This is a genomic window from Enterococcus haemoperoxidus ATCC BAA-382 (genome assembly GCF_000407165.1).
Taxonomy (GTDB): Bacteria; Bacillota; Bacilli; order Lactobacillales; family Enterococcaceae; genus Enterococcus_L; species Enterococcus_L haemoperoxidus.
Window position 1 is genome coordinate 608341 of the sequence record NZ_KE136479.1, and the last position, 25786, is coordinate 634126.

Consider the following 25786-nt stretch of genomic DNA (forward strand, 5'->3'; position numbering starts at 1 on the left):
TTTGATTTTCATAAGGAGGAAATCTTTAATGACAGTTAAAGTAGGTATTAATGGATTTGGACGTATCGGACGCTTAGCATTCCGTCGTATCCAAGATGTAGCAGGAATCGAAGTAGTAGCAATCAACGATTTAACAGATGCTAAAATGTTGGCTCACTTGTTAAAATATGACACAACTCAAGGACGTTTCAACGGAACTGTTGAAGTTCATGATGGATCTTTCAACGTTAACGGTAAAGAAGTTAAAGTTCTTGCTAACCGCAACCCAGAAGAATTACCATGGGGCGAATTAGGCGTAGATATCGTTCTTGAATGTACTGGATTCTTTACTTCAAAAGAAAAAGCTGAATTACACTTAAAAGCTGGTGCTAAACGTGTTGTTATCTCTGCTCCAGGCGGAAATGACGTACCAACAATCGTTTACAACACTAACCACGATATCTTAACAGGTAAAGAAACAGTTATCTCAGGTGCTTCATGTACGACTAACTGTTTAGCTCCTATGGCTAAAGCTTTACAAGATAACTTTGGTGTTGTTGAAGGTCTTATGACTACAATCCACGCTTACACAGGTGACCAAATGACTCTTGATGGACCACACCCTGGTGGAGACTTCCGTCGTGCACGTGCTGCAGCAGAAAACATCGTACCTAACACTACTGGTGCTGCTAAAGCAATCGGTCTAGTTATCCCTGAATTAAATGGTAAATTAGACGGAGCTGCTCAACGTGTTCCTGTAGCAACTGGTTCATTAACTGAATTAGTAACAGTTCTTGACAAAAACGTAACAGTTGAAGAAGTAAACGAAGTGATGGCTAAAGCAGCTAACGAATCTTACGGATACAACGAAGATCAAATCGTATCTTCTGATATCGTAGGTATGACTTTCGGTTCATTATTCGATGCTACTCAAACTAAAGTAATGACTGTTGGCGACAAACAATTAGTGAAAACTGTTGCTTGGTACGACAACGAAATGTCTTATACTGCACAATTAGTTCGTACTTTAGAGTACTTCGCTAACTTATAAGATTCGTTCTTATCATTAGTGAAATTTGAACAACTGTGAAATAATAAGCGGGGAAGCATCGCGCTTCCTCGCTTTTTTTATAAGGTTAAGAAAATCATTCTTTTCAAAAATAAAATTAGATAGGAGTAACTTTTAATGGCTAAAAAGACTATCAAAGATGTAGACTTAAAAGACAAAAAAGTTCTTGTACGTGTTGACTTTAACGTCCCTTTGAAAGATGGCGTGATCACAAACGATAACCGTATCGTTGCAGCACTTCCAACAATCAAATACGTAATCGAAAATGGTGGAAAAGCAATTTTATTCTCTCATTTAGGTCGTGTGAAAACAGAAGAAGATAAAGCTGGCAAATCATTAAAACCAGTAGCTGAACGTTTAGGCGAATTATTGGGCAAACCAGTAACTTTCGTTCCTGAAACTCGCGGAACTGAATTAGAAACAGCTGTTAACAACATGAAAGACGGCGACGTTTTAGTGTTTGAAAACACTCGTTTTGAAGATATCGATGGTAAAAAAGAAAGCGGAAATGATGCTGAATTAGGTAAATATTGGGCTTCTTTAGGCGATGTATTTGTGAATGATGCATTTGGTACGGCACACCGTGCGCACGCTTCAAACGTAGGAATCGCTTCAACTGGTATTCCAACAGTTGCTGGATTCTTAATGGAAAAAGAAATCAAATTCGTTGGTGAAGCAGTAACTGCACCAAAACGTCCGTTTGTTGCGATCTTAGGTGGCGCAAAAGTTTCAGACAAAATCGGTGTGATCGAAAACTTGATTTCTAAAGCAGATAAAATTCTTATCGGCGGCGGAATGACTTACACATTCTACAAAGCAAAAGGAATCGAAATCGGTAACTCACTTGTTGAAGAAGATAAAGTTGCTTTAGCAAAAGAATTGATCGAAAAAGCTGGTGACAAACTAGTATTACCAATCGATTCAGTATGTGCTAATGAATTCAGCAATGATGTTGAAACAGTCATCACTGATGGCGAAGCTGTACCAGAAGGTTACATGGGCTTAGACATTGGACCTAAATCAATTGAATTGTTCACTAAAGAATTAGAAGGTGCAAAAACAGTTGTTTGGAATGGACCAATGGGCGTATTCGAAATGAGCAACTTTGCTAAAGGGACAATCGGTGTATGTGAAGCAATCGCTAACTTAGCAGACGCAACAACAATCATCGGCGGCGGCGATTCAGCTGCAGCAGCAATCCAATTAGGCTTTGCTGACAAATTCACTCACATTTCAACAGGTGGGGGCGCAAGCTTAGAATTACTAGAAGGTAAAGAATTACCAGGATTAGCGGCAATCAACGATAAATAAAAAAAGTTGAACAAGCAGTTTAGACCTTGAGCGTTAATGGAAAAAAATATAGCGATGTTTTTCATCGCGAATTTTAGTCCATTAATGCCGATAGGTCTAGCTTGTGAAACTGGATTGGTATAACCAATCCAAACTATGCCATATCATAATAAGAAAAGGATGTGCTTTTCCATGCGTAAACCAATTATCGCTGGTAACTGGAAAATGAACAAAACTGCTTCAGAAGCGAAAGCTTTTGCAGAAGCAGTAAAAACAAAAATTCCTGCTAATAGTGCGGTTGATTCAGTAATCGGTTCTCCTGCTTTATTCTTACAAGAATTAGTAGAAGCGGCTAAAGGAACTGAATTAAAAATATCTGCACAAAACTGCTACTGGGAAAACTCAGGTGCATTCACTGGTGAAACATCTCCAGCGGCTCTTGCAGATTTAGGTGTTGACTATGTCATCATCGGTCACTCTGAACGTCGTGAGTATTTCCACGAAACAGACGAAGACATCAACAAAAAAGCCAAAGCAATTTTTGCAAACAACATGACACCAATCTTCTGTTGTGGTGAATCTTTAGAAACATACGAAGCAGGCAAAACTGCTGAGTGGATCGAAGGCCAAATCACAAATGGTTTAGTTGGTTTATCAAATGAGCAAGTATCTTCAATGGTCATTGCTTATGAACCAATCTGGGCAATCGGAACTGGTAAATCTGCTGATGCAAACATCGCGGATGAAATCTGTGGCGTTGTACGTTCAACTGTTGAAAAATTATACGGTAAAGAAGTATCAGAAGCTGTACGTATTCAATACGGCGGTTCTGTAAAACCTGAAAACATTGCTGAATATATGGCAAAAGAAAACGTTGATGGTGCTTTAGTTGGCGGAGCAAGCCTTGAAGCTGACTCATTCTTAGCTTTGTTAGACGCAGTTAAATAATCACGTCTTATAACAATATACGCGATTAATCGAAGTTTCATTGAATAATCTATGAATTATGCAAAAAATGTTTGCATAGCGCGCGTTTATTCACTACAATCATAATTAAGGGAATCGAATCCCCTTAGTATAAAACAAACTCAAAGGAGAGACAAAACATGTCAATTATTACTGATGTTTATGCACGCGAAGTCTTAGACTCACGCGGTAACCCAACAATCGAAGTAGAAGTATACACTGAAAGCGGAGCTTTTGGTCGTGGAATGGTTCCATCTGGAGCTTCAACTGGTGAATACGAAGCAGTTGAATTACGTGATGGCGACAAATCTCGTTACTTAGGTAAAGGGGTTGTTAAAGCAGTTGACAACGTGAATAACATCATCGCTGAAGCAATCATTGGCTACGATGTACGTGACCAAATGGCAATTGATAAAGCAATGATCGATTTAGATGGAACTCCTAACAAAGGTAAATTAGGCGCAAACGCTATTCTTGGTGTTTCAATCGCTGTAGCTCGTGCTGCTGCTGATTACCTAGAAGTACCTTTATACCACTACTTAGGCGGATTCAATACTAAAGTATTGCCAACTCCAATGATGAACATCATCAATGGTGGATCTCATGCTGACAACAGTATCGACTTCCAAGAATTCATGATCATGCCTGTAGGCGCTCCTACATTCAAAGAAGCTTTACGCTACGGTGCTGAAGTATTCCACGCATTAGCTGGAATCTTAAAAGCTCGCGGATTAGCTACTTCTGTAGGTGACGAAGGTGGATTTGCTCCTAACCTTGGTTCTAACGAAGAAGGTTTTGAAGTAATCATCGAAGCAATCGAAAAAGCTGGCTATGTACCTGGTAAAGATATCGTTCTTGCTATGGATGCTGCTTCTTCTGAATTCTACGATAAAGAAAAAGGCGTTTACGTTTTAGCTGATTCAGGCGAAGGCGAAAAAACAACTGAAGAAATGATCGCATTCTACGAAGAATTATGTGCGAAATACCCAATCATCTCAATCGAAGATGGATTAGATGAAAATGACTGGGATGGTTTCAAAAAATTAACTGTTGCATTAGGCGACAAAGTTCAATTAGTTGGTGACGATTTATTCGTTACAAACACAACTAAATTAGCTGAAGGTATTGAAAAAGGAATCGCAAACTCAATCCTTATCAAAGTGAACCAAATCGGTACTTTAACTGAAACATTTGAAGCAATCGAAATGGCGAAAGAAGCTGGCTACACTGCAGTTGTATCTCACCGTTCAGGTGAAACAGAAGATTCAACAATCTCTGATATCGCTGTTGCAACAAACGCTGGTCAAATCAAAACTGGTTCTCTATCACGTACTGACCGTATTGCAAAATACAACCAATTATTACGTATCGAAGACCAATTAGGCGAAGTTGCTGAATACAAAGGCTTGAAATCTTTCTACAACTTAAAAAACAAATAATTTTTAATTGATCATAAAGCAAAAAGGGACAACTGATTTTTTTCATCTTTTCTCCTTATACTCATACGTAAAACACCTCTTGTTTTAACAAGAGGTGTTTTTTTGTCTCTTTTTTCAGTTATACTGATAGTAATTCAATCGCCATTTTAAAGGAGAGGATAACGAAATGGAAAAGTTTTTAAGGGTTATATTTATAATCGGTCTTTCAATTACCTTAACGGCCTGTTCCTCCAATAAGAAAGTCGAAAAAGTTGCTAAAAAAGCTGTAGACAAACGATTGGTACATAAATTAGCAGGTTCTTGGCTAGCAGATAGTTATGATTATGGAAACTATAAAATAGTCTACGAAGAAAATAGGTTGATTTTCAATTCAACCGAATTAGAGATTGACTATACAAAAGAGAATAAAGTTTTTACACATAAACAAAAAGATAAAACAGTTCATTACATTTTTGAAGTAAAAGAAGATGAACTGATTGTTTATCCTAGCTATGAAATTGAGCAAAATAGTGACGAACTAATGGTAGGTGGAGATTTAGCACCAATCCAGCTGAAAAAGACATGAACGATATATGAGGAATGATTATCAAAAAGAAAAAATCGGTGCTATACTTAAAAGAAAAAGAGGAGGACCTATCATGAATCAATCAGATCTCCAAGCAATTATGAAAAAGCAACGCACTTTTTTTAACACAAACCAAACAAAATCGATTTCGTATAGAAAAGAACAACTTGAGCGGCTGCTAGAAAATGTTAAAAAACACGAAGAAGATTTCTATTGGGCTTTTGAAAAGGATCTTAAAAAACCTAAAGCAGAAGTATACGCTACCGAATTAGGTCTAGTTCTTTCTGCCATTAACGATATGCTCGAAAATCTGGATAAATGGACGAAACCTGTAAACAAACCAAGAGCAATTTCATCTTTATTAAACAAAAATACGGTTTTCTTAGAACCTTTCGGAACGGTTTATATTATCGGCCCTTTTAATTATCCCTTACAATTGACCTTAGTTCCGTTGATCGGTGCTCTCGCTGCGGGCAATTGTGCTATTGTAAAACCATCTTCAAAAACACCGAATGTAGCAGCAGTGATCGGAGCAGTTCTTGGAGAAACATTTGATGAGGAATATGTCAAAGTGCTATCGCCCAATTCTATTGATAATGCGTCAGTTTTAAAAGAGCCTATGGATTTCATCTTTTTTACAGGAAGTACTAAAGTCGGGAAAATTGTGATGGAAGCTGCGGCCAAACACTTGACTCCAGTTGTCTTAGAACTTGGAGGAAAAAGTCCAGCGATCGTAACGGAGCAGGCTGACATAGAAATTGCAGCTGAACGAATCATTTGGAGTAAATTATTGAATACTGGTCAAACATGCATTGCAACAGATTATGTCTTAGTGGATGAAAAAGTCAAAAACCAATTCATCAAAGCCTTGAAAGAAAAAATCATCGAATTCTACGGTCAATCGATTCAAGAAAATCCAGATTATGGTCGTATCGTTCAGGGCTCAGCGATTGATAAGTTTATCCAATTAATCGAGGAAAATCGTCGCTCACTTATTTATGGCGGAGAGTATGATCAGAAAACAAGATTTGTTGCGCCAAGTCTATTTGATATTGGCTTGACTCGTGAGAATAGTTTGATGGAAGAAGAATTATTTGGCCCTTTATTGCCAATCTGCACATATAGTCAATTAAGTGAGGCCATTCAATTTGTTAAAGAAGGGGAGAAACCTTTAGCAGTATATTTATTCTCAGATGATAGAACAAGTCAAAAACAGATTTTACATGAGCTTTCTTTTGGTGGTGGTGGAATCAATCAAACGATTCTTCATGTAGCCAACGATGATTTACCTTTTGGAGGAGTTGGTGCTTCTGGAATGGGGAATTATCACGGGAAATATAGTATTGAAACCTTCTCTCATAAGAAATCGGTTGTTTTTGGTAGAAAAGACTCAATGGCAAAATTGATTTATCCGCCTTATGATCAGAAGAAATTCGATTGGATCAAACGTTTATTGTAAATAGAATAGAATAAAGCTTAAAGCGCAGATTATCTAAACTTGCGCTTTAAGCTTATTTAGTTTGTTTTCTCTGCCTTTATACGGACAATCTCTATGATAAATCTAATCCCCGTTACTAAAAAGACAATTATTCCCGCAAAAAGGAAAAGAAATCCGATCGGTAAAAGGTAAAAATTTTCGTGTAAAATGCCTGTTTCATCAATATATTCTACTGAATTCATTTTGATGAAAAAACAGGCAAAACCAAAAAACAGCAGAAAACTCCCAATCAATGTGGTGATCATATTTAGTTTTGCTCGTCTTGTCTTGCTACCATCCTTGATTAGCTTTTCAGTCATATTATTCACATTACTTCCTCCTAGAATCAATTCATCAAGCGAAATATGAAAAATACTAGAAATCAGGATCAATAATTCAAGATCGGGAAGATTCCGGTTATTTTCCCAGTTTGAGACCGCTTGTCGGGTCACATTCAAACGGATCGCAAATTGTTCTTGTGTTAACTGATTTGTTGTTCTTAACTCTTTAATCTTGTCTCCAAATTCCATCGTCTAAATTCCTTTCGTTAATGTACCTTAAGCATAAAGAGATATCTTGTTATATTCAAGAAAGCATAGCTTGCAGACTGAATAATATAGAAGGAAAGAGTTGCTTGCATCGCCAGTTTAGCTGTGAAAATGCGGTTTTGGTGCTTATTAGATCCAGTCGAAGTAGCAAATTTTTTCGTATAAATAAATTATAGCATCTCTAATTTATAATAGGTTGAATAAGGTAATTTAATTAAAAATGGAATAATGTGTACCAAATAAAAAATGGTAAAATGCATATGTTTTCTTTTAAGATGCTTTATTTGTTATACTAAAATTAATGAAACGAAAGGAGGAAAATTTTATGAAAACAAGAGCTGAACTAAAAAGTGAAGCGAAAGACGTTTTACGTGGACGTTGGAAAGATAGTTTGTTGATGTGTTTGGTACCAACATTAGTTTCAATTGCAATAGGACTACTTATATTTTTTCTACTATTATTACCAACCATCACATTCGTTCAAAACAACCCTGATTTTGTAAACGGCACTTCAAGCTACGAAGGTAGTTCTGGTGGCGGCGGTGGAGGTTTCTTTGGGAGCATTATAGGTGCGTTGTTTAGTGCTGGTATTTCTTGGACATTCCTTGATCTTTTAAGAGGAAAAAAACAAAAAATCACCCCTTTTTCAGATGCATTCCGCGGTTTCGCAGGACCTGTGATTTTAGGTGTCATTTGTATTAGTCTATTAACACTTGTCTTTGTTACACTTTGGTCACTACTATTGATTATCCCAGGAATCATCAAAGGGTATTCGTATTCACAAGCATATTTTGTATATTATGATGGCTATGAAGAAACGGGCGTACGTCCAGGATTTTTAGACTCGATCACTCGCAGTAGAAAGCTTATGAAAGGCTATAAAGGACAATTGTTCTTATTAGACCTAAGCTTTATCGGTTGGCATATCCTAGCAATGTTGACATTGGGAATCGGTTATTTATGGTTAACGCCATACATCACTGCAACCAAAGCAGCATTTTATGAAAACTTACCAAAAACAATAGCAGTTTAAACAAGTGAAAGTATAAGTAAAACTAGTTTTTGGTTTTGCTTATACTTTTTTATTTTGCCTTAAAAAGGAATGGAGGATTGTTTATAATTTGTTTATTTTCTTGTTAGCACCTGTTTATTTGTACCCTTTATACTAAAGATAAGCAATAAGAAGTTATAGCTAATTACAGGAGGGAGCAAGAAATCATGAACAATAAAAAAATCATTGTAGGAGTATCAAGTTTAGTCTTATTATTAGCAGGATGTAGCGTTGGTGCACAAGAAACGTTAGGGACAAAAGGAAGCAGTCAACAGCAAACAGAACAAACAAAAAAAGGAAACAACAAAACCAAAGGGGACAAATTAAACCACATTTTAGGGAAAACGAATTGGCAAGGTACGAAAGTTTATGACAAAGACAACAATGACCTGACTGCTGAAAATGCTAACTTTATTGGTTTAGCTAAATACGATGCTGAAACAGGACGCTATGAATTTTTCGATGCGCAAACTGGTGAAAGCCGAGGCGATCGTGGTACGTTTTTCATCACAAATGATGGAACTAAAAGAATCTTGATTTCAGAAACAATGAATTATCAAGCGGTCGTCGGCCTGACTGAACTGACAAATAAAAAATTCACCTACACAAGAAAAGGCAAAGACAAAGCTGGAAATGAAGTAGATGTATTTGTGGAACATATCCCGTATAATAAAGAGAAGTTAAGTTTTACTGAAGACGAAAAACCTCTGAATACAACGACTGGAAAAATTGACACCAAAAAAGATGGCGCTAAAATTTTAGGCAAAACATTATGGAATGGGACAAAAGTCTTGGATGAAGCGGGTTCTGATGTTACTGAGAGCAATAAAAATTTTATCAGCTTAGCGAAATTCGATGCTGATACAAACAAATATGAATTTTTCAATTTAGATACAGGCATTAGTCGTGGTGATTTTGGTTACTTCGATGTTTTGAATCATAATAAAATTCGCGCACATGTCTCAATCGGTCAAAATAAATATGGTGCAGCACTTGAACTGACAGAGCTTAACGATAAGAAATTCACCTATAAACGAATGGGGAAAGACAAATCTGGCAATGACATTACAGTGTTTGTCGAACATGAACCATATGCTGGGCAATTCAAACCAGCATTTAGTTTTTAAGAAAACATCCAATAAAAATGCAGGTGTTTGATTTGATTGCATCAATTGTTTTAGCGTGAATAAGTAAAGGAGAATAACATGACTATAAAAAAACGTTTCCTTATTTCATATATTGGCGGTATTGCGATTGCTTGCGTATCATTAGTTTCAATCATCTGCATTGTTTTTTATGTAACCACAGGAAAAATTCCCAGTCCTGGAACGCTTTATAAAACATTTACGCAGCAGCGTTCATTAAGCCCAGAAGAAGAACTTGCTTATATCAAATTACGCGGCATAGCCAAATCAGATCCTGATCAGCTACTAACACCAAGTGGCGAGTTAAAAGATACGATCCAGAAATTTGAAGCTGAGTCATTAGGTGTTGTTGTGCGTAAACAAGAAACGATTGCTTATTATTCGCAAGAGTTAGTTGAAAAGTCATTGGTCGTTCATTTTCCTAAATTTGATGCGAATAATATAGAAACAAGAGGAACGATCGACAATGCCGGACGCTTGTACCGGTATATGAAGTTTGATTTTTATTTTAGCGACAAAATACCAGGTAGTTTATTGGTTTTAAAGAAAGAGAATAATTTTCTGGAATTCATGACCAAGTGGGGCGTGTGGGTCATTGTCGGGATCGTCCTCATTGCGATTGCAGGCTTACTATTTTTAAATCATTTATTAAAACAAACAATCATTCGTCCGTTGGAAAATTTAGGTGCAGGAATGTCTGAAATCAGGAAGGGTCATTTGGAAATCTCGATGACTGATTCTACGAAGGAAACAGCATCGGAAGTGAAACAATTAACAGATGATTTTGAAAAAATGCGGGAAGCCTTGATTCATTCAACTGAGGAGCAAGACAAACTTGAAAATAATCGCAAAGAGCTCGTCGCAAGTATTTCACATGACTTAAAAACACCCATCACATCGATCATCGGTTATGTGGAAGGGTTGTTAGACGGAGTCGCTGACACACCAGAAAAACAAGCAAAATATTTACAAACGATCCATACAAAAGCCATCTCATTGAACGAGTTGATCGAAGAATTATTTCTGTATTCAAAATTAGATGCTGCGGCCATTCCTTTTCATTTTGAAAAAATCAATATCAACGAATTCTTACAGCATATTATTGAGGAATTCCAGTTGCAGGATAATCAGGTTTCACTACGATTATCTAATCATCAAGAAATCGCGTATTATGTCTTAGCTGATCGCATGCAGTTGAATCGAGTATTTATTAATTTAATTGAAAATAGTTTGAAATTTAGAGCTAAGGACCGTCCGCTTGCAATTCAACTCGACATTTTTGAAACGGAACAAAGCGTGGCCATTCAACTAGCAGATAATGGTCAAGGGATTTCAAGAGAGCAGTTGCTGTATGTTTTTGACCATTTTTATCGAGGAGAAGAAGCTAGACCAACAAATACGGGAGGTAGTGGTTTGGGACTGGCCATCGTCAAACAGATTATTGAGATGCATGAAGGAGAAGTTGAGATTGAAAGCGAACTTCACCAAGGAACAACGGTTACGATTTTATTGAAAAAAGCCTGAGGAGGACAGCCAAATGTCAAAGGAGATAGCACATATTTTATTGATCGAAGATGACGCAAGTATTGCCGAATTACAAAAGGACTATCTAGAAATCAACCATATGAAAGCTGAAATTGCAAGTGATGGATTGGCTGGACTAAACCGGGCTTTAAATGAACCGTTCGATTTGATTGTGATCGACATCATGTTACCATCGATGGATGGATTTGAAATTTGCCGTCGAATCAGAGAAAAGAAAAATATTCCTTTGATGATTGTTTCTGCGAAAAAAGAAGATATTGATAAGGTCAGAGGACTTGGTCTTGGGGCTGATGATTATATGACGAAACCATTTAGTCCAAGTGAGCTTGTCGCTCGTGTTCAGGCTCATATCAAACGATATCAACTATTGACAGGGACGGATCAAGTCAATGATAAGATAGAAAGCGGTCAAATTATGATCGATAAAAATGCTCGCAGAGTTTTCGTTTTGGGAAGAGAACTGATTTTTACTACAAAAGAATTTGATCTGCTGCTCTTTTTTATGGAGCACCCGAATCGAGTTTGGATGAAAGAACAATTATTTCGTCAAGTTTGGGATATGGATGATCTTGATAGTGATATTTATACCGTCGTTGTCCATATAGGGCGTATCAGAGAGAAATTGAAAAAAGGAAAATTATCAGAGATTCCTATTGAAACTATTTGGGGCAGTGGTTATCGATTTAATGCCTAATAAGTCAATCAAAGGAGGAAATTCATGAAAAAACAACACTTGCTTGCTAGTGTCCTTTTGTTTACCGTTGTCAGTTTAACAGCTTGTAAACCAGATCAACAAAAAGGGACAAAAAAAACGAGTGAAACATCAAAAGAGGCTCTCTTTATCCCTTCCTCATCAGAGGTTGACGCATCGAGTGAAGAAGGAAAAGAAAAATCTGCAAATGATCTGTCCTTTGAAAATACCTCATATAATTATGATGTTGTAACAGGGGCAACGCAAACAACATTTGGTTCCAATCCAAAACCTCTTTATTCTTATGAGGAAAAATTAAAGAAAATGTTCTGGTCAAATCAGCCGCCACTTGGGTTGATGGAAGGAAATTATTATACGAATGAAGGCTATTTTGATGTTGGAAATAAAGGCATCGTCGAAATTATCACCGATGATACAAGTAAGATTATCAATGTTGAATTTAATGAATACGCTGCTGAAAATTATTACGCATCAAACTATTCAGGTGCGAACAAACGATTATCAGATTATGCATTCTTTCAAGCTCAAAATCCTAGAACAGATACAACTTTGGTAACCGTCGTTAATGGCATTACTTTTGTAGAAAAGCAAATGCGGGAAGAAAATCGGATCGAAGGCAATTTTGAAACGGTTAAAGGTTCTTCAACAACGGCCAGACAAGGCTTAATGGCGATAGCTTCTGAGTTAAAAGATCAAATCAGGCAGCCGTCTAAGACTAAATATATCGGTTACGCAGAAGATTTTGGCGATGGGTTGATTGGCAGACTACAGTTGACTGTGACAGACGGTAAAATTGATAGTGCTCGTTATGATGAATATTTTGCAGATCAACCAGAAAAAATTGCTGTAGATCAGTTAAAGCAGTATTATCGTCAATCCAAATATTTCTCTTTGACCTATAATGAACAAACCAATAAGGATTTTGTGATTTTTTCTGATACCTTGACGAAGGAAATCATCGATAAGCAAAAGCTGACAATTGAAAATACTGAATTAACAAAGCACCCATCGTATGCGTCTTATCAAAAATTAGTGGAACACATCAAGCTGTAATCGACTGATTTACGACACACTTTTGACATATTTTTCTTTTATAATAAGAAAAAATAGGTTAGGAGAGATTATTCATGGGTCATTGTTCAGATATTTTTACAGGTGGTAGAGGAATGATGAGAGGAGGAATGCTTGGTATGGGCATTCTTTGGTGGATTTTCATTGTTATTGTAATTGTTGCTGTGGTTTATTTAATGAAAAATAAAACGAACCAACAATTAACCAACGATTTTCAGACGCAAAAACCAATAGAGCCAACCCCTTATCCTTCGGCACTTGAGATATTGGACCAAGAATTTGCGAAAGGCAATATCACAGAAGAAGAATATTTGCATAGAAAAGAACGATTGAAACAATAAGAATAAGCAAAAAGTTGACGCCTAATGGTCTGTCACCTTTTTGCTTTTTTAATTGTGTCTAGGACATATTTTTTATAAAGAGCATTATTAGACAGTTCTCTTTTTTAGATGATTTTTATTAATTAAAATTCATAATACTCTCATTTTAATCTTCATTTTAGCTGAATAATAGATTATACTAAAGGAGTAGCATTTATTTTATAAAGGCAAATAGGAATGTTGTTACCACTTATTAGGAGGGTTTATGGAAAGAAAAGAGACGAAGAAAAGAGGATTATTGTTAGTCGCGTTGTTTTTAGGTTATACCATGGTGTACATTGACAAGCTTTCAGTAGGGTATTCATTGATCCCGATTTCAACTGAATTTGGCTTAGAGCCATCTGCTAAAGGAATGATCATGAGTGCTTTTTTCCTTGGTTATGCGATTATGCAGATTCCAATGGGGTTGGTCATTAATAAGGTAGGCTCGCGAGTTGTTTTGATTGGTTCGGTATTAGGGATGGGGTTATTTTCGTTCTTATTTGGTTTTGGAACGTCATTGATCATGTTTATGTCGCTGCGTTTTTTAACTGGATTGCTCGCACACTCAGGTTATGCATCATCAGCGAGTAAGGAAGTTACGATGAATTTCCCACCAGAGAAACGAACATTTGCTCAAGGGATTTTACTATCATCTTCAGGGGTAGCAGGCTTTATCGGGCCGTTGGCATTATCGCCGATCATTACAAATGCTGGATGGAAAAATGCCTATCTTATTTTAACTGTGTTGGCTGTTGCAATTGCTATTTTTTTAATTATTGCAATTCCAAGAAACGAAAAAGCGCAGGAAAAAGCAGAAGCCGTTGCAACAAAAACGGATAAGGTTTCTATTTTAGTGATTTGGTCAGATATTCGCGTTTGGGTCTTGTTTCTAAGTTCCTTTTTCATCAACTGTTTATTATATGGACTTTCAAGCTGGGTGCCGAGTTTCTTAACTGGAGAACGTGGATTAGATTTAAATGGTGCAGCTGTGATCAGCAGTGTGGGTGGCTTGTTTATGCTGATAGGTTCGATTGGCGGTAGCTATGTTGTGGGTAGATTTTTTCAACACAAGGAAAAAGCCATTGTTGCAATTACAGCTGTCTTAGGTGCGATTTCAGCATTCGGTTCTTATTATATTGGTAATCTAGTTTTATTGTCGATCGTTATGGGCTTAGCAAATTTCTTTTTGATCATCTCATTTGTTACGATGATGAGTATTCCATTGAGAATTTTTGAAGGAGCGAAATTTGCACCAAGTTACGGAACACTTGCTACAGGAGGGATTCTCGGTGGTTTTGTTTCACCAACACTCATTGGGAAATTAGTCGAATTGTCAAATGGACAATATATTTCGACCTTTATCTTCTTTTTAGCTGTTGGGCTATTAACGGCTGTGACGATCATGTTTATCAAACAAAAATAGAACCATTATTTCATTAGTGTAAAGCATAAAAATAAGCTTAAATCAAAGGGAGGAATCACTATGACAAACATTCAAGAAAAAATGCCTCAAGCAGATATGATTAAATGGAGAAGACATTTACATCGTCATCCAGAACTATCATTTCATGAAGTTGAAACAGCCAAATACATCAAAAAGGTACTAGCTGATTTTCCTAATATAGAAGTTAGTTCATTGACAGAAAATAGTGTGATCGCAATTTTAAAAGGCAATCGACCAGGCAAAACAATTGCTTTAAGAGCAGATATCGATGCACTGCCGATTGTAGAAGAATCAGATGTTGACTTTCCATCCGAAAATCCAGGTGTAATGCATGCGTGTGGTCATGATACACATACAGCCATGCTGTTAGGTGCAATCAAAGTCTTGAGCGAAATGCAGGATAAAATTGCCGGCACTGTGAAATTTATTTTCCAACCAGCCGAAGAAGAACCACCAGGTGGTGCAAAATTATTAGTTGAAGCAGGTGTGATGGATGATGTAGATATGGTATTTGGTTTGCATATCGCACCAAATATTCCAGTTGGTATGGTAGGTACTAGAAAAGGCCCTGCTAGTGCAGCTTCAGATGTCTTCACGCTGAAGATCCAAGGAAAAGGTTCCCACGGTTCAACGCCAGATTTATCTGTTGATCCAATCATGATTGGTGTAGAGATCATCAATAATTTGAACAATATTGTTTCAAGAAATATTAGTCCTTTTGACAATGCAGTTATTTCAATTGGTGAATTTAATGCAGGAAAAACAGCGAATGTCATTCCAGATACAGCACAAATCCAAGGAACTGTGCGTACAAATGATAAAGAAATTCGACAGTTTATTAAAAAGCGTATAGAAGGAATCGTTGATAGCATTTGTAAGATGTACGATGCAACATATGACTTAGACTATTTATTAGGTTACAGTGAAGTCAATAATGATAGTGATGCAACAGATATTGTTATGGCTGCAGCTGAAAAAGTTGTTGGTAAAGAGCGGATGTTTGAAGCGCCTAAAATGATGGGCGGCGAAGATTTTTCTGCGTATACAGATGTTAAGCCAGGATCATTTTTTATTTTAGGTGGGGGAACAGCGGCAGAAGGTTGCGGTTATATGAATCACCATCCTAAATTTAAAATTATGGAAGACTGTTTCCCGGTAGGATCAGGAATGCATGCACAGCTTATTTTGGATATTTTAGGACAGGGATAGAAATTTTTGAAAGATCGGGGCAAAACCAAATATTAGTTTTGTTTTCCACTTAAATCTAAATAAACGACGAGACAAAAGCAACTACTCCGCTAGGCTTCGATCACAACAAATTCTAAGTGCTAAAGCACTATGAGTTGAAGGCTTCGGAAATAAGCTGAACGCATTTGTCTCGTCTTCTTTTACATACAATAAAGCTAGTATTTAGCGGGAAACTTTGGCAAAATAGAAGATAAGAAGTTCTTAAAAATAGGAAGGTGAAAAAATGGTTGATTTGATTATGATTCTTATTTTTATTATCTGTGGGGTGCAGCTTTGGCGGGGCAAGTGGTCATGGTTGATAGCTGGATATAACACCGCAAGTGAACAAGAAAAAGCGAAAACAAACGAATGGGCTTTAGGAAAAGTAATGAGCATCATTCTTATTATTTCTGCAATGTTGATTGGATTAGGAAGGTTATTTCTCCAACTTCAGTTAGTTATTGCAATCGCAATCACCATACTTGTAGGCGGAGCGATCGCTTATATCAATACATCACCACGATTCAAAAATGAGATCTAGCAATAATAAGGAGTTGAAACGTCATGTTTATACTAATAATAGCTATTTTACTGTTCTTTTGTGTATTTATACTAATAGATAAAGAGAAAAACAAACAAAACAGTCCAATACCTCAGAAAAAGAATCCAACAACAAAACTTTCCCTTGATCAAAAAATCAAATTAGAAAAGGCAGAAAGCATGCAACAAGTTACCTCAAAGATCAGACAAATTGAAAAACAAACAATCAAGAATCTCCTATCCGTTTTGAATCATCTAAAAGAAAATACGAAGAGTTAATTTTTGTAAATAGAACTGAAACACTAAAATTCAACAATGACTAAAATAAAGTTATAATAAGACAAAGCAAACAAAATACTTAATAGAGGATGGAAAAAAATGGAAGCGAAAAAACCAAAAATATTTGCGATGTCCTTTGCCAGCGTTTACCCGCTATATATCAAAAAAGTAGAAAAAAAAGGTCGAACAAAAGAAGAAGTAGACGAAATCATCATCTGGTTAACTGGCTATGATGAAGCTGCACTACAAAAGAAAATAGCTGAAAAAGTTGATTTTGAAACGTTTTTTTCAGAAGCACCACAAATAAATCCTAATGTATCATTGATCAAAGGTGTGATCTGTGGGTATCGCGTAGAAGAAATAGAAGATGAGTTAATGCAGAAAATTCGCTATATGGATAAACTAATCGATGAATTAGCGAAAGGAAAAGCAATGGAAAAAATATTAAGAAAATAGCCAATAATAATCAGGTACATAACAAAACAGTCTTGTCAGTTTGAGCTAGAAGGGAACCAGTCTGCTTAATCGATGGGATTGTTTTTTTGTGGATTTTTAGTACTAAGCTATTCACACCTCATAAACCTCAAAAATACTTCGGATTTCTAGAGATCAACTCCTTTAATCTTAAAGTTTCTTAAAGTACGCAAAAAATAACATATAATCGAAAAAAAATACCGATATCTTATGGATATAGTACAACGTAACATCAAAATTGCTTTTTAAATCAGTCTTAGTATGTGATATTTAAGATAACGCAGACAGGAGGGGACAAACATGAAGGAAAACATTTTTACGAATGTCGAGGGAATAGCTTCTTTGATGAAGGAAATGTCTCGGCAAATCACGTAATAGAATAAAATGACATCGTTACGTAGTTTTTTATGTGAATTTATAAGCTAGTGACAAGCATAAAAAATGTTTTGAAGGTAGGTTGACAGAATATGGAGATTGGAAAATTATTAAAAATCCGCAGAGAACAAAAAAATTTAACTCAGCAGCAAGTTGCTGCAAAATTTCATGTAACAAGACAAACCGTCTCACGTTGGGAAAATGAGAAATCGTACCCTAATATCGATACATTAGTTGAATTAAGTTTCTTTTTTGATTTTTCTCTAGATGAAATTTTAAAGGGAGATGATTTGATGGTTAGTGAAGAAAGTAAACGTGATGATGAACTTTAGAATATGAAGAGTCAGCTAATCGTTGAATAGTAATAGAAGAAGCCTATATGTAAGAGTTCTTGCTCTCACATATAAGCTTCTTCTATTTTAGGCTCATCTATCAGTCATTTTCATATCCAGTTGGATGATCAGTATGCCATCTCCAAGCCCTATCAATAATCGACTCTAAATCAGTGTATTGAGGTTTCCAGCCTAAAATCGATTCGATTTTTTTACTTGAAGCAATCAAAGAATGAGGATCACCTTCTCTTCGGTTGTCGTATTTTATAGGAATCTTCTTCTGCGTATAGTCTTCGACTTTATTAATAATTTCCAATGTTGAAAAGCCAGTCGAGCTGCCGACATTGAAAATAGTACTTTCTTTTCCTTCTAGTAAATAATCCATCGCCAGTAAATGAGCATTCGCTAAATCCACCACATGTACATAATCCCGAACCGTTGTCCCATCTTTTGTATTATAATCATCTCCAAAAATGGTAATATATTCTCTTTTTCCTAAAGGAACTTCTAAAACGATGGGGATCAAATGCGTTTCTGGTTGATGATCTTCACCAATTGTCCCAGATAAATCAGCCCCAGCCACATTGAAATAGCGCACTACGACATAATTGATGTCATAGGCAGTATGGCACCACTGAATGATCGTTTCCATCATCCGCTTACTTTCTCCATAATGATTCTTAGGAAGCGTCTCAGTATCTTCTGTGATCACTTCTTCTGAAGTATCTCCGTAAACCGCTGCGGTAGAAGAGAAGATGATCGTTTTCACCGCAAATTCATTCATGACTTCTAAAAGAGTAATCAGACCTGAAACGTTATTATCAAAATAAAGTAATGGATCTTTCATGGATTCTTCCACAGACGAATTAGCGGCAAAATGAAACACAATATCAAAGGATGTTTCTGTGAAAAGATTTCTGAGTAAGGTTATGTCTTTCACATTTCCTTTGATAAAAGTTGCTGGTTTGGGGACAGCTTCAGCGTGTCCTGTTTGTAGATTATCTAGAACGATGACTTTGTGGTTTGAGTTGATTAATTGTTTGACGATATGTGAGCCGATGTAGCCAGCTCCTCCGAAGACTAAGATGTTCATTGATAACCTTCTGATTTAAGAGCTTGTCCTGTATTGAAAAAAAGTTGTATCTGCTTTCATTATAAGTTATCAAAATTTATATAGATAGATTCAACCATTGTAGTTATGAAATGATTAATAAATTCAATTGAGTAATAAAAAAAATTCGTTTGTGTTGCAAATTGTACTACTTGCAAAATGTGTCTGAGATAGTATTTTGTTAAGTGAAAAAACATCTTAAAATTAAAAATTTACTCTATTAGTTTTATATTGCTATTTCTTATCCATTATTAGCAAATTGAAAGATGTTTATTTTGGTTTATAGTTTACTGATTAAAAAAATTGTACAAAAGTCATTTTTGAAGTTTAGTCTATCGCTTAGTACTCAGTATAGATAATATATCCCCAAAATAACTGGTGTTCCCAGTTGTTATTTTTGTGAATTATTAATATCAAAGAGACATTCAATCACTGTTAAAGGGAGGTGGTATTCTAAGTACAAATGAATATGTTTGAGTGTAATAAGTACTCATTTAGAAATATTTGATATGAATAAAGTACTATCTGATTTATGGGCTAAATAGAAATGGACTCTGTTAGAAATTACTTACTCATGATATAATTGTGTTATATAGACTCACGATTTAACGAAGCGTTAGTAAATTATAGTAGGAATCAAATTATTTAAATATTTTTTTATTTTATATTATTTGATATTTGTAAGGTCTTAGAATTTGTTAGAGAGGATAATAATAAGTGAATGAAAATCAATTTGAAACAGAGTTAATAAAACATATTAAAAATATTGCTGGAACGAAACAGTGGCAGTATGAAGAAAATATCAAAACAACAGAGGCACTGTGGTTCAACTTCAAAAATATTTTGGAACAACATAATCAAAATCTGCTGGAAAAACCGCTAAGTGAAGCAGAATTTTCTCAAGTGAAAAAAGTTATTTGTGACATCAAATCACCTTATGAAGCAGGACAATTTCTATATGGACTAAATGGAGTTTCACAAATAGAAATTGATTTAGATGATGGAAGGCATGTATTTTTAACAGTTTTTGATCAAAAACAAATTGGAGCAGGTAATACAATTTATCAAGTAGTAAATCAGATTAAACGTCCGGCTGTTATTGTCGGGAAAAAAGATAGAAGGTTTGATACAACTCTTATGGTGAATGGTCTTCCAATTATCCAAATTGAAGAAAAAACTGATACTCGTGATGTTAATGAAGCATTGAATCAGATGCATCAATATGCAGATGAAAAACAGTTTCGTGATATATTTTCAACGTTACAAATTTTAGTAGCTATTACACCAAACAATGTAAAATACATGGCAAATACACCAAGCAATAAATTCAACAAAGACTTTGCATTTAATTGGCAGCGCAAAGAAGATAACATGATTGTTCGAAATTGGAAAGAATTTGCAAATTCTATGCTAAGTATTCCGATGGCTCATCAAATGGCAACAAATTTCATGATTTTGGATGGGACTAAGAATAAACAAATGCTTAAAGTCATGAGGCCGTATCAAGTATACGCCACGCAAAATGTAATGGAAAGTCTAAAAAAAGTGGACTTTGAACTAGGTGTGAATAAAATTGGCTATATTTGGCATACAACAGGTTCAGGGAAGACAATTACAAGTTTTAAGACAGCTTGGTTGGCAAGTCGAATGCCCAAGGTGGATAAAGTTGTCTTTGTTGTTGATAGGATTGCATTAACAAAACAAACAAATGAAAATTATCAGGCATACGATCCTGATGGAGATATAGATGATTCAAAAATAGGAAATGTTCAAGGAACAAATAGTACGAATGACTTAAACCAAAAGTTAAAGAGTAAAGATAATCAGATTATTGTGACCTCAGTTCAAAAATTAGGTACATTAGTAAATCGTCAAAATTTTGAATCACCTGATAAAAATATCGTTTTTATTGTAGATGAAGCACATCGTTCAACTGGTAGCAATAATTTTGCAATGATTCAAAAAGCATTTAAAAAGGCTTGTTGGATTGGTTATACTGGAACCCCAATGTTTGATGATACAACGAAAGGTTTACGTACAGAAGATATTTTTGGAGAATTATTACATGCTTATACGATTCGTGAAGCAATTTCTGATAGAAATGTCTTAGGATTTAAAGTTGATTTCGAAACAACTATTGATGAAGAACAGGTAAAATCAGATTATTTACCAAAGTTTTATAAAGAGCGATACCCAACTTGGACAGATGAAAAAATCCAAGAAAAAATTGAAAACCTATCTCCAGAAGACATGGATGATGCAGTTGAACCAAGTTTCTATGATGAAAATGCCGAACATATTAAAATGGTAGTTGAGGATATTTTTAAGAATTGGCGTAATCGATCGAATGAAGGAAGATATAATGCATTGTTTACTACTCATGTTGGTGGTGGCAAAGCCAGTACACCAATGGCGATGATGTATTTTAATGAGTTTCAACGAGTGAATGTCGAAAATAAACAGAATGGAAAGCAAACACTAAAAGTGGCGGTTACCTTTAGTCTTAACACGTCAAATAATGATTCTCAATTATTAACAAATCAAGGTTTATTTGAGGCTATTCAGGCTTACAACGATGAGTTTGGAACTAGTTTTGGAATGGATGATGTCTCTGGATACACGCAAGAAGTTACAAGCCGTTTAAATCGAACAATAACCGATAAAAAATATTTGGATATAGTCATTGTTGTGGATCAACTATTAACAGGATTTGATGCTCCTGAGTTAAATACTTTATATGTCGATAGGACACTAAAAGGTGCAGGCTTGATTCAAGCTTATTCCAGAACCAACCGTATTGCGGATCTCCAAGAAAAGCCTTGGGGACGTATTGTCAATTATCGCTGGCCTGCACAAAATGAAAAGCTAATGAATCAGGCATTGGCTATTTACGCTAATAAAGATTCTGCTATTTTGTCAGAAGAAGAGCAACGTGAGAGTAATAAAAAAGAAGGTATTGTTGCCAAACCGTTTTTAGAAGTATTTAACGAAGTAAAAAAAATAGTTGCCAAGCTTGATACTTTGACAAGTGAGTTCCAACAACTACCACCAAGTGAAAAGAAAAAAGAAAAAATGTTTGATCTTCTAAAAGAGTATAATGCGGGGATGTCTAAGTTAAAACAATATGATCCATCTGAAGTTGATGGGGATACAGTAGGGTTTAACTATGATGAGCCAGATGAGTTAGTAGCAAAACTCGGAATGACAACTGATCAAGAAGTGATGCTCTCGACAGTACTATCAAATGAGTTGAAACAACATATTGCCAAAAAGAAAGATGTTCCTTTTTATCAAATCGAATTGAAAATGACACATGTTAAAGATATCAAAGTTGACTATGATTATTTGACAGAACTTGTGGAACGCTTGTTAAATCAAGTTCATGATAAACAATATCAAGAAGCTAAAGAAACAAAAGAAAAGCTGGATCAATTTGCCGATGGTTTGGATGATAGAAAGTATGCTGAAATGATCAAAAATGCTGCGACAGCTATTTATAAAGGGCATTTCATTGTGGAGAAATATCCAGCAAAATTAAAAGAAAGTGACTCGATTATTCAACTAGCTAGCAATGTAAGTTTAGATCGCCGATTTCAAGATTTTAGAATCAAGTGGGGCATTATTGATATTGTGACGAGTGCTGAAATGCGTAAACTGTTTGAAAAACATCGTTACGGCCAACAAGACCTAGATGATACAGGACAGATTCGTGAGATTGTTTCTAAAGCTAGTATAGATTACCAAACGTTAGCACATGATGAAGCCATACAGTCTTTATCAAGGATTAAATACCGTAACGGATTACGTGCAGAAATATATAAATTAGCAGATGAGTTAACTAGAGACTAAATGCGGAGGGAAAAATATGTCAGATAATAGATTACAAACCATTACAAGTAAGCTTTGGGCTATGGCAAATGAACTACGAGGAAATATGGATGCTGGTGAATTTAAAAATTATATCTTAGCCTTTATGTTCTATCGTTATTTGTCAGAGCATCAAGAAGAGTATTTAGTGACAAATAATGTCATTGATGTTGATAAAAACGAAACAGTAAATGCAGCATATATGCGGCAAGCAGTTGGTGTAGATGCAACTGACTATTTAGATGATATTTCTTCAAGTTTAGGTTATGCAATTGCACCCAATGATACGTGGGTTTCCTTAAATGAAAAAATTGATAATTCTATGATTATTCCAAGTGACTATCAAACTATTTTTGATAATTTTAATAAAAATGTTGAACTAAATAAAGATGCAGCGCAAGATTTTAGTGGTGTATTTAATGATATAAATTTAGGGGATTCTCGTCTTGGTAATTCTACAACAGCTAGAGCAAAATCATTAAATAATATTGTGAAGTTAGTTGATGACATTGAATATAAATCTGATGAAGGGAAAGATATTTTAGGAGAAATCTATGAATATTTGATTGGTCAGTTTGCTGCAAGTGCAGGGAAAAAAGGTGGAGAGTTCTATACTCCTCATCAAATAAGTAAAATTTTAGCTAAATTAGTCACGAATAATTTAACTGAATCTGAAAACACATTCACTGTATATGATCCGACTATGGGATCGGGCTCACTACTTTTAACTGTTAGGGGAGAAGTACCAGGAGGAGACAGATCTGGGGCTGTAAAGTTCTTTGGTCAAGAATTAAATACGACTACCTATAATTTAGCTCGAATGAATTTGATGATGCATAATGTATCATATAGTAATATGACACTGAGTAATGCTGATACACTAGAAAGTGATTGGCCAGATGGTTTGGATAGTCAAGGCATTGATCGTCCTAGAAGTTTCGATGCAGTAGTTGCTAATCCTCCATATTCTGCTAAATGGGATAATACTGAATCAAAATTAAAGGATCCTCGTTTCAGTGAATATGGAAAGCTAGCACCAGGTTCAAAAGCAGATTTTGCTTTTATTTTGCATAGCATTTATCATCTGAATAGTACGGGAACCATGGCAATTGTCTTACCCCATGGAGTGTTATTTAGAGGGGCAGCGGAAGAAAAAATTCGTCAAACGTTAATTGAAAAAAACTACCTTGATGCAGTGATTGGTTTACCTGCAAACCTTTTTTACGGAACAAGTATCCCAACTACAATTTTGGTCTTTAAAAAAAATCGAAAAAAACGTGAAATTTTATTTATTGATGCAAGTAATGAGTTTGAAAAAAATAAAAATCAAAATAATTTGACTGACGAACATGTTGAAAAAATTATTCGAACTTTTCAGGAACGTAATGATATTGAAAAATATGCACATTTGGCAACACTAGAAGAAATAAAAGAGAATAGTTATAATTTAAATATTCCTCGATATGTTGATACTTTTGAAGAAGAAGAACCTATTGACATAGTTGCGCTAAGCAAGGAAATGGTCACACTAAATTCTGAAATTAAAAATGCTGAGAGTGATTTTTTATCATTATTGAATGAGTTGGCTGCAACTCCTGATGTAGCGGACATGATTAAAGCAACAAAGGCGGTATTTTCAAATGAAAGATGAGGCAAAAAATGTTCCTGTAGTCCGATTTAATGGTTTTTATGACGCTTGGGAACAGCGTAAGTTGGGAGAATTAGGAGAAGTAACTACTGGAAAAGCATTTAGTAGCACAAATTTTGATGCTCAAGGTGAGTACCTAGTAATTACAAACAAAGATATATCAGATAGTTCTAGATCACAAAATGTTATGACTGACAGAATTAGTGTTTCGGATGATGAAATAATTCAAAGGTATAATCTAGGTGGGGAAAATATTCTAGTTACGATGGATGGTGTTAATTTAGGGAAAACAGCAATGTACAGTGATGACAAAGCTTTACTTGCACAAAGAGTTGGCAGAATTAAATCCAATCAATTGGAATTTATATATCAAATAACTTCTAGCAACACTTTCTTAACGGTTATGCGGAAACTATCAGTTGGTAATGCTATTAAGCACATTTCCTTAAAACAAATTTCAGATTATTCTAGCATAGTACCTAAAGATATTGTTGAACAACAAAAAATCGGCTCTTTCTTCAAACTACTCGACAACACTATCGCTCTTCATCAACGTAAGTTAGATGCTATGAACCAGATGAAAAATGGTTTTTTGCAGCAACTGTTTCCAGAAAATGGAGAGAAATTTCCTAGAGTGAGGTTTGCTGATTTCAAAGATGAATGGGAACAGCGTAAGTTAGGAGAAGTTGGTGATTTTTATTACGGAAAGAGCGCTCCAAAATGGTCTGTTACCGAAGTCGCTACTACTCCTTGCATTAGATATGGAGAACTATATACAAAATTTGGAGCTAAAATTGATAGAATATATTCTTATACAAATATTCCAAAAGAAAATTTGAAATTCAGTAAAGGTTCTGAGGTCTTAATACCTCGTGTGGGTGAAGATCCACTAGACTTCGCAAAGTGTAGTTGGCTTACTATTCCCAACGTAGCAATAGGGGAAATGATTTCTGTTTATAACACCAATCAAAATCCACAGTTTATAGCTATTTATTTCCGTGCCAAAATGCGTCTTGAATTTGCTAAAAGAGTTGAAGGAGGAAATGTGTCAAATTTATATTATTCGTATCTTGAAAATATACTATTATCGCTCCCTCCTTCAGAAGAGCAAGTAAAAATAGCAGAACTTATTTCGCAAATAGATAATATAATTATTCTTCAGCGGAATAAATTAAATAAGCTTAATATTCTAAAAAAAGCTTATTTGCAAAACATGTTCGTATAAATCATTTCCCATCTAGCATATCAAAAACTAGATGGGAATTTTTTG

23 protein-coding genes and 1 pseudogene are annotated in these 25786 nt (G+C 35.4%); 22 read left to right on the plus strand and 2 right to left on the minus strand.

Going from position 1 to position 25786, the window contains the following annotated elements:
• Positions 1-28 precede the first annotated feature (28 nt).
• From gap to I583_RS02960, 6 genes are all read left to right on the plus strand, one after another.
• Complete coding sequence (gap, locus tag I583_RS02935; protein ID WP_010763065.1) at positions 29-1030, plus strand: type I glyceraldehyde-3-phosphate dehydrogenase; 1002 nt, start codon at positions 29-31, stop codon at positions 1028-1030.
• A 135-nt stretch (positions 1031-1165) separates the two neighbouring features.
• Positions 1166-2359 carry a phosphoglycerate kinase gene (locus I583_RS02940; RefSeq protein ID WP_010763066.1) on the plus strand — a complete coding sequence of 398 codons (1194 nt, stop codon included), beginning with the start codon at positions 1166-1168 and terminating at the stop codon, positions 2357-2359.
• 171 nt (positions 2360-2530) lie between these two features.
• Positions 2531-3286 (plus strand): triose-phosphate isomerase, encoded by a 756-nt coding sequence (tpiA, locus tag I583_RS02945; protein ID WP_010763067.1) that lies wholly within the window; start codon positions 2531-2533, stop codon positions 3284-3286.
• Positions 3287-3444: 158 nt separating this feature from the next.
• Entirely contained in the window at positions 3445-4743 is a 1299-nt protein-coding gene (eno, locus tag I583_RS02950) for a phosphopyruvate hydratase (RefSeq protein WP_010763068.1), read from the plus strand.
• A 166-nt stretch (positions 4744-4909) separates the two neighbouring features.
• The gene (locus I583_RS02955; protein WP_010763069.1) at positions 4910-5308 is read left to right on the plus strand and encodes a hypothetical protein; all 399 of its coding nucleotides are present in this window, start codon (positions 4910-4912) and stop codon (positions 5306-5308) included.
• A gap of 73 nt (positions 5309-5381) precedes the next feature.
• Positions 5382-6767 carry an aldehyde dehydrogenase family protein gene (locus tag I583_RS02960; protein WP_010763070.1) on the plus strand — a complete coding sequence of 462 codons (1386 nt, stop codon included), beginning with the start codon at positions 5382-5384 and terminating at the stop codon, positions 6765-6767.
• Positions 6768-6823: 56 nt separating this feature from the next.
• Here the strand turns inward: I583_RS02960 and I583_RS02965 are convergent, their stop codons facing one another.
• Entirely contained in the window at positions 6824-7315 is a 492-nt protein-coding gene (locus tag I583_RS02965) for a DUF3955 domain-containing protein (RefSeq protein ID WP_010763071.1), read from the minus strand.
• 343 nt (positions 7316-7658) lie between these two features.
• Between I583_RS02965 and I583_RS02970 the strand changes: the two genes are divergently transcribed.
• The 13 genes and pseudogenes from I583_RS02970 (at position 7659) to I583_RS03025 (ending at position 17890) form a co-directional block, all read left to right on the plus strand.
• Positions 7659-8366, plus strand: coding sequence for a DUF975 family protein (locus tag I583_RS02970; protein WP_010763072.1), 708 nt, complete (start codon positions 7659-7661; stop codon positions 8364-8366).
• A gap of 185 nt (positions 8367-8551) precedes the next feature.
• Positions 8552-9511, plus strand: coding sequence for a DUF4822 domain-containing protein (locus I583_RS02975; RefSeq protein ID WP_010763073.1), 960 nt, complete (start codon positions 8552-8554; stop codon positions 9509-9511).
• A 78-nt stretch (positions 9512-9589) separates the two neighbouring features.
• Positions 9590-11053 (plus strand): sensor histidine kinase, encoded by a 1464-nt coding sequence (locus tag I583_RS02980; protein WP_010763074.1) that lies wholly within the window; start codon positions 9590-9592, stop codon positions 11051-11053.
• Positions 11054-11066: 13 nt separating this feature from the next.
• The gene (locus tag I583_RS02985) at positions 11067-11768 is read left to right on the plus strand and encodes a response regulator transcription factor (protein WP_010763075.1); all 702 of its coding nucleotides are present in this window, start codon (positions 11067-11069) and stop codon (positions 11766-11768) included.
• 24 nt (positions 11769-11792) lie between these two features.
• Positions 11793-12839 (plus strand): hypothetical protein, encoded by a 1047-nt coding sequence (locus tag I583_RS02990; RefSeq protein ID WP_010763076.1) that lies wholly within the window; start codon positions 11793-11795, stop codon positions 12837-12839.
• A gap of 74 nt (positions 12840-12913) precedes the next feature.
• Positions 12914-13198 carry an SHOCT domain-containing protein gene (locus tag I583_RS02995; protein ID WP_010763077.1) on the plus strand — a complete coding sequence of 95 codons (285 nt, stop codon included), beginning with the start codon at positions 12914-12916 and terminating at the stop codon, positions 13196-13198.
• 244 nt (positions 13199-13442) lie between these two features.
• Entirely contained in the window at positions 13443-14642 is a 1200-nt protein-coding gene (locus tag I583_RS03000) for an MFS transporter (protein WP_010763078.1), read from the plus strand.
• A gap of 60 nt (positions 14643-14702) precedes the next feature.
• Entirely contained in the window at positions 14703-15872 is a 1170-nt protein-coding gene (locus I583_RS03005) for a M20 metallopeptidase family protein (protein WP_010763079.1), read from the plus strand.
• 262 nt (positions 15873-16134) lie between these two features.
• Positions 16135-16431 carry a DUF3784 domain-containing protein gene (locus I583_RS03010; protein WP_010763080.1) on the plus strand — a complete coding sequence of 99 codons (297 nt, stop codon included), beginning with the start codon at positions 16135-16137 and terminating at the stop codon, positions 16429-16431.
• 23 nt (positions 16432-16454) lie between these two features.
• Positions 16455-16709, plus strand: a complete 255-nt coding sequence (locus I583_RS03015; RefSeq protein WP_010763081.1) for a hypothetical protein — start codon at positions 16455-16457, stop codon at positions 16707-16709.
• A 99-nt stretch (positions 16710-16808) separates the two neighbouring features.
• Entirely contained in the window at positions 16809-17165 is a 357-nt protein-coding gene (locus I583_RS03020) for a DUF2200 domain-containing protein (RefSeq protein WP_010763082.1), read from the plus strand.
• A gap of 309 nt (positions 17166-17474) precedes the next feature.
• Positions 17475-17558, plus strand: a pseudogene (locus tag I583_RS17120) (hypothetical protein); the annotation flags it as partial.
• Positions 17559-17650: 92 nt separating this feature from the next.
• Positions 17651-17890 (plus strand): helix-turn-helix transcriptional regulator, encoded by a 240-nt coding sequence (locus tag I583_RS03025; protein ID WP_010763083.1) that lies wholly within the window; start codon positions 17651-17653, stop codon positions 17888-17890.
• Between the two features lie 100 nt (positions 17891-17990).
• Here the strand turns inward: I583_RS03025 and galE are convergent, their stop codons facing one another.
• Entirely contained in the window at positions 17991-18983 is a 993-nt protein-coding gene (gene galE, locus I583_RS03030) for a UDP-glucose 4-epimerase GalE (protein WP_010763084.1), read from the minus strand.
• A gap of 735 nt (positions 18984-19718) precedes the next feature.
• On the opposite strand from galE, the gene I583_RS03035 reads away from it, so the two are divergent.
• The 3 genes from I583_RS03035 to I583_RS03045 are packed head-to-tail and all read left to right on the plus strand — an operon-like array spanning position 19719 to position 25741.
• The gene (locus I583_RS03035; protein WP_010763085.1) at positions 19719-22850 is read left to right on the plus strand and encodes a type I restriction endonuclease subunit R; all 3132 of its coding nucleotides are present in this window, start codon (positions 19719-19721) and stop codon (positions 22848-22850) included.
• Positions 22851-22866: 16 nt separating this feature from the next.
• Positions 22867-24519 carry a type I restriction-modification system subunit M gene (locus I583_RS03040; RefSeq protein WP_010763086.1) on the plus strand — a complete coding sequence of 551 codons (1653 nt, stop codon included), beginning with the start codon at positions 22867-22869 and terminating at the stop codon, positions 24517-24519.
• Positions 24509-25741, plus strand: coding sequence for a restriction endonuclease subunit S (locus tag I583_RS03045; RefSeq protein WP_010763087.1), 1233 nt, complete (start codon positions 24509-24511; stop codon positions 25739-25741). The genes I583_RS03040 and I583_RS03045 overlap by 11 nt, the downstream gene beginning before the upstream one ends.
• The last annotated feature ends 45 nt before the right edge of the window (positions 25742-25786 follow it).

Coding starts and splice junctions, on each gene's coding strand:
- I583_RS02970 (WP_010763072.1), top strand. CDS start 7,659: ATGAAAACAAGAGCTGAACTAAAAAGTGAAGCGAAAGACGTTTTACGT.
- eno (WP_010763068.1), top strand. CDS start 3,445: ATGTCAATTATTACTGATGTTTATGCACGCGAAGTCTTAGACTCACGC.
- gap (WP_010763065.1), top strand. CDS start 29: ATGACAGTTAAAGTAGGTATTAATGGATTTGGACGTATCGGACGCTTA.
- I583_RS02985 (WP_010763075.1), top strand. CDS start 11,067: ATGTCAAAGGAGATAGCACATATTTTATTGATCGAAGATGACGCAAGT.
- I583_RS02940 (WP_010763066.1), top strand. CDS start 1,166: ATGGCTAAAAAGACTATCAAAGATGTAGACTTAAAAGACAAAAAAGTT.
- I583_RS02965 (WP_010763071.1), bottom strand. CDS start 7,315: ATGGAATTTGGAGACAAGATTAAAGAGTTAAGAACAACAAATCAGTTA.
- I583_RS03015 (WP_010763081.1), top strand. CDS start 16,455: ATGTTTATACTAATAATAGCTATTTTACTGTTCTTTTGTGTATTTATA.
- I583_RS03010 (WP_010763080.1), top strand. CDS start 16,135: ATGGTTGATTTGATTATGATTCTTATTTTTATTATCTGTGGGGTGCAG.
- I583_RS03045 (WP_010763087.1), top strand. CDS start 24,509: ATGAAAGATGAGGCAAAAAATGTTCCTGTAGTCCGATTTAATGGTTTT.
- I583_RS03005 (WP_010763079.1), top strand. CDS start 14,703: ATGACAAACATTCAAGAAAAAATGCCTCAAGCAGATATGATTAAATGG.
- tpiA (WP_010763067.1), top strand. CDS start 2,531: ATGCGTAAACCAATTATCGCTGGTAACTGGAAAATGAACAAAACTGCT.
- galE (WP_010763084.1), bottom strand. CDS start 18,983: ATGAACATCTTAGTCTTCGGAGGAGCTGGCTACATCGGCTCACATATC.
- I583_RS02960 (WP_010763070.1), top strand. CDS start 5,382: ATGAATCAATCAGATCTCCAAGCAATTATGAAAAAGCAACGCACTTTT.
- I583_RS02980 (WP_010763074.1), top strand. CDS start 9,590: ATGACTATAAAAAAACGTTTCCTTATTTCATATATTGGCGGTATTGCG.
- I583_RS02995 (WP_010763077.1), top strand. CDS start 12,914: ATGGGTCATTGTTCAGATATTTTTACAGGTGGTAGAGGAATGATGAGA.
- I583_RS02990 (WP_010763076.1), top strand. CDS start 11,793: ATGAAAAAACAACACTTGCTTGCTAGTGTCCTTTTGTTTACCGTTGTC.
- I583_RS03025 (WP_010763083.1), top strand. CDS start 17,651: ATGGAGATTGGAAAATTATTAAAAATCCGCAGAGAACAAAAAAATTTA.
- I583_RS02975 (WP_010763073.1), top strand. CDS start 8,552: ATGAACAATAAAAAAATCATTGTAGGAGTATCAAGTTTAGTCTTATTA.
- I583_RS02955 (WP_010763069.1), top strand. CDS start 4,910: ATGGAAAAGTTTTTAAGGGTTATATTTATAATCGGTCTTTCAATTACC.
- I583_RS03000 (WP_010763078.1), top strand. CDS start 13,443: ATGGAAAGAAAAGAGACGAAGAAAAGAGGATTATTGTTAGTCGCGTTG.
- I583_RS03040 (WP_010763086.1), top strand. CDS start 22,867: ATGTCAGATAATAGATTACAAACCATTACAAGTAAGCTTTGGGCTATG.
- I583_RS03020 (WP_010763082.1), top strand. CDS start 16,809: ATGGAAGCGAAAAAACCAAAAATATTTGCGATGTCCTTTGCCAGCGTT.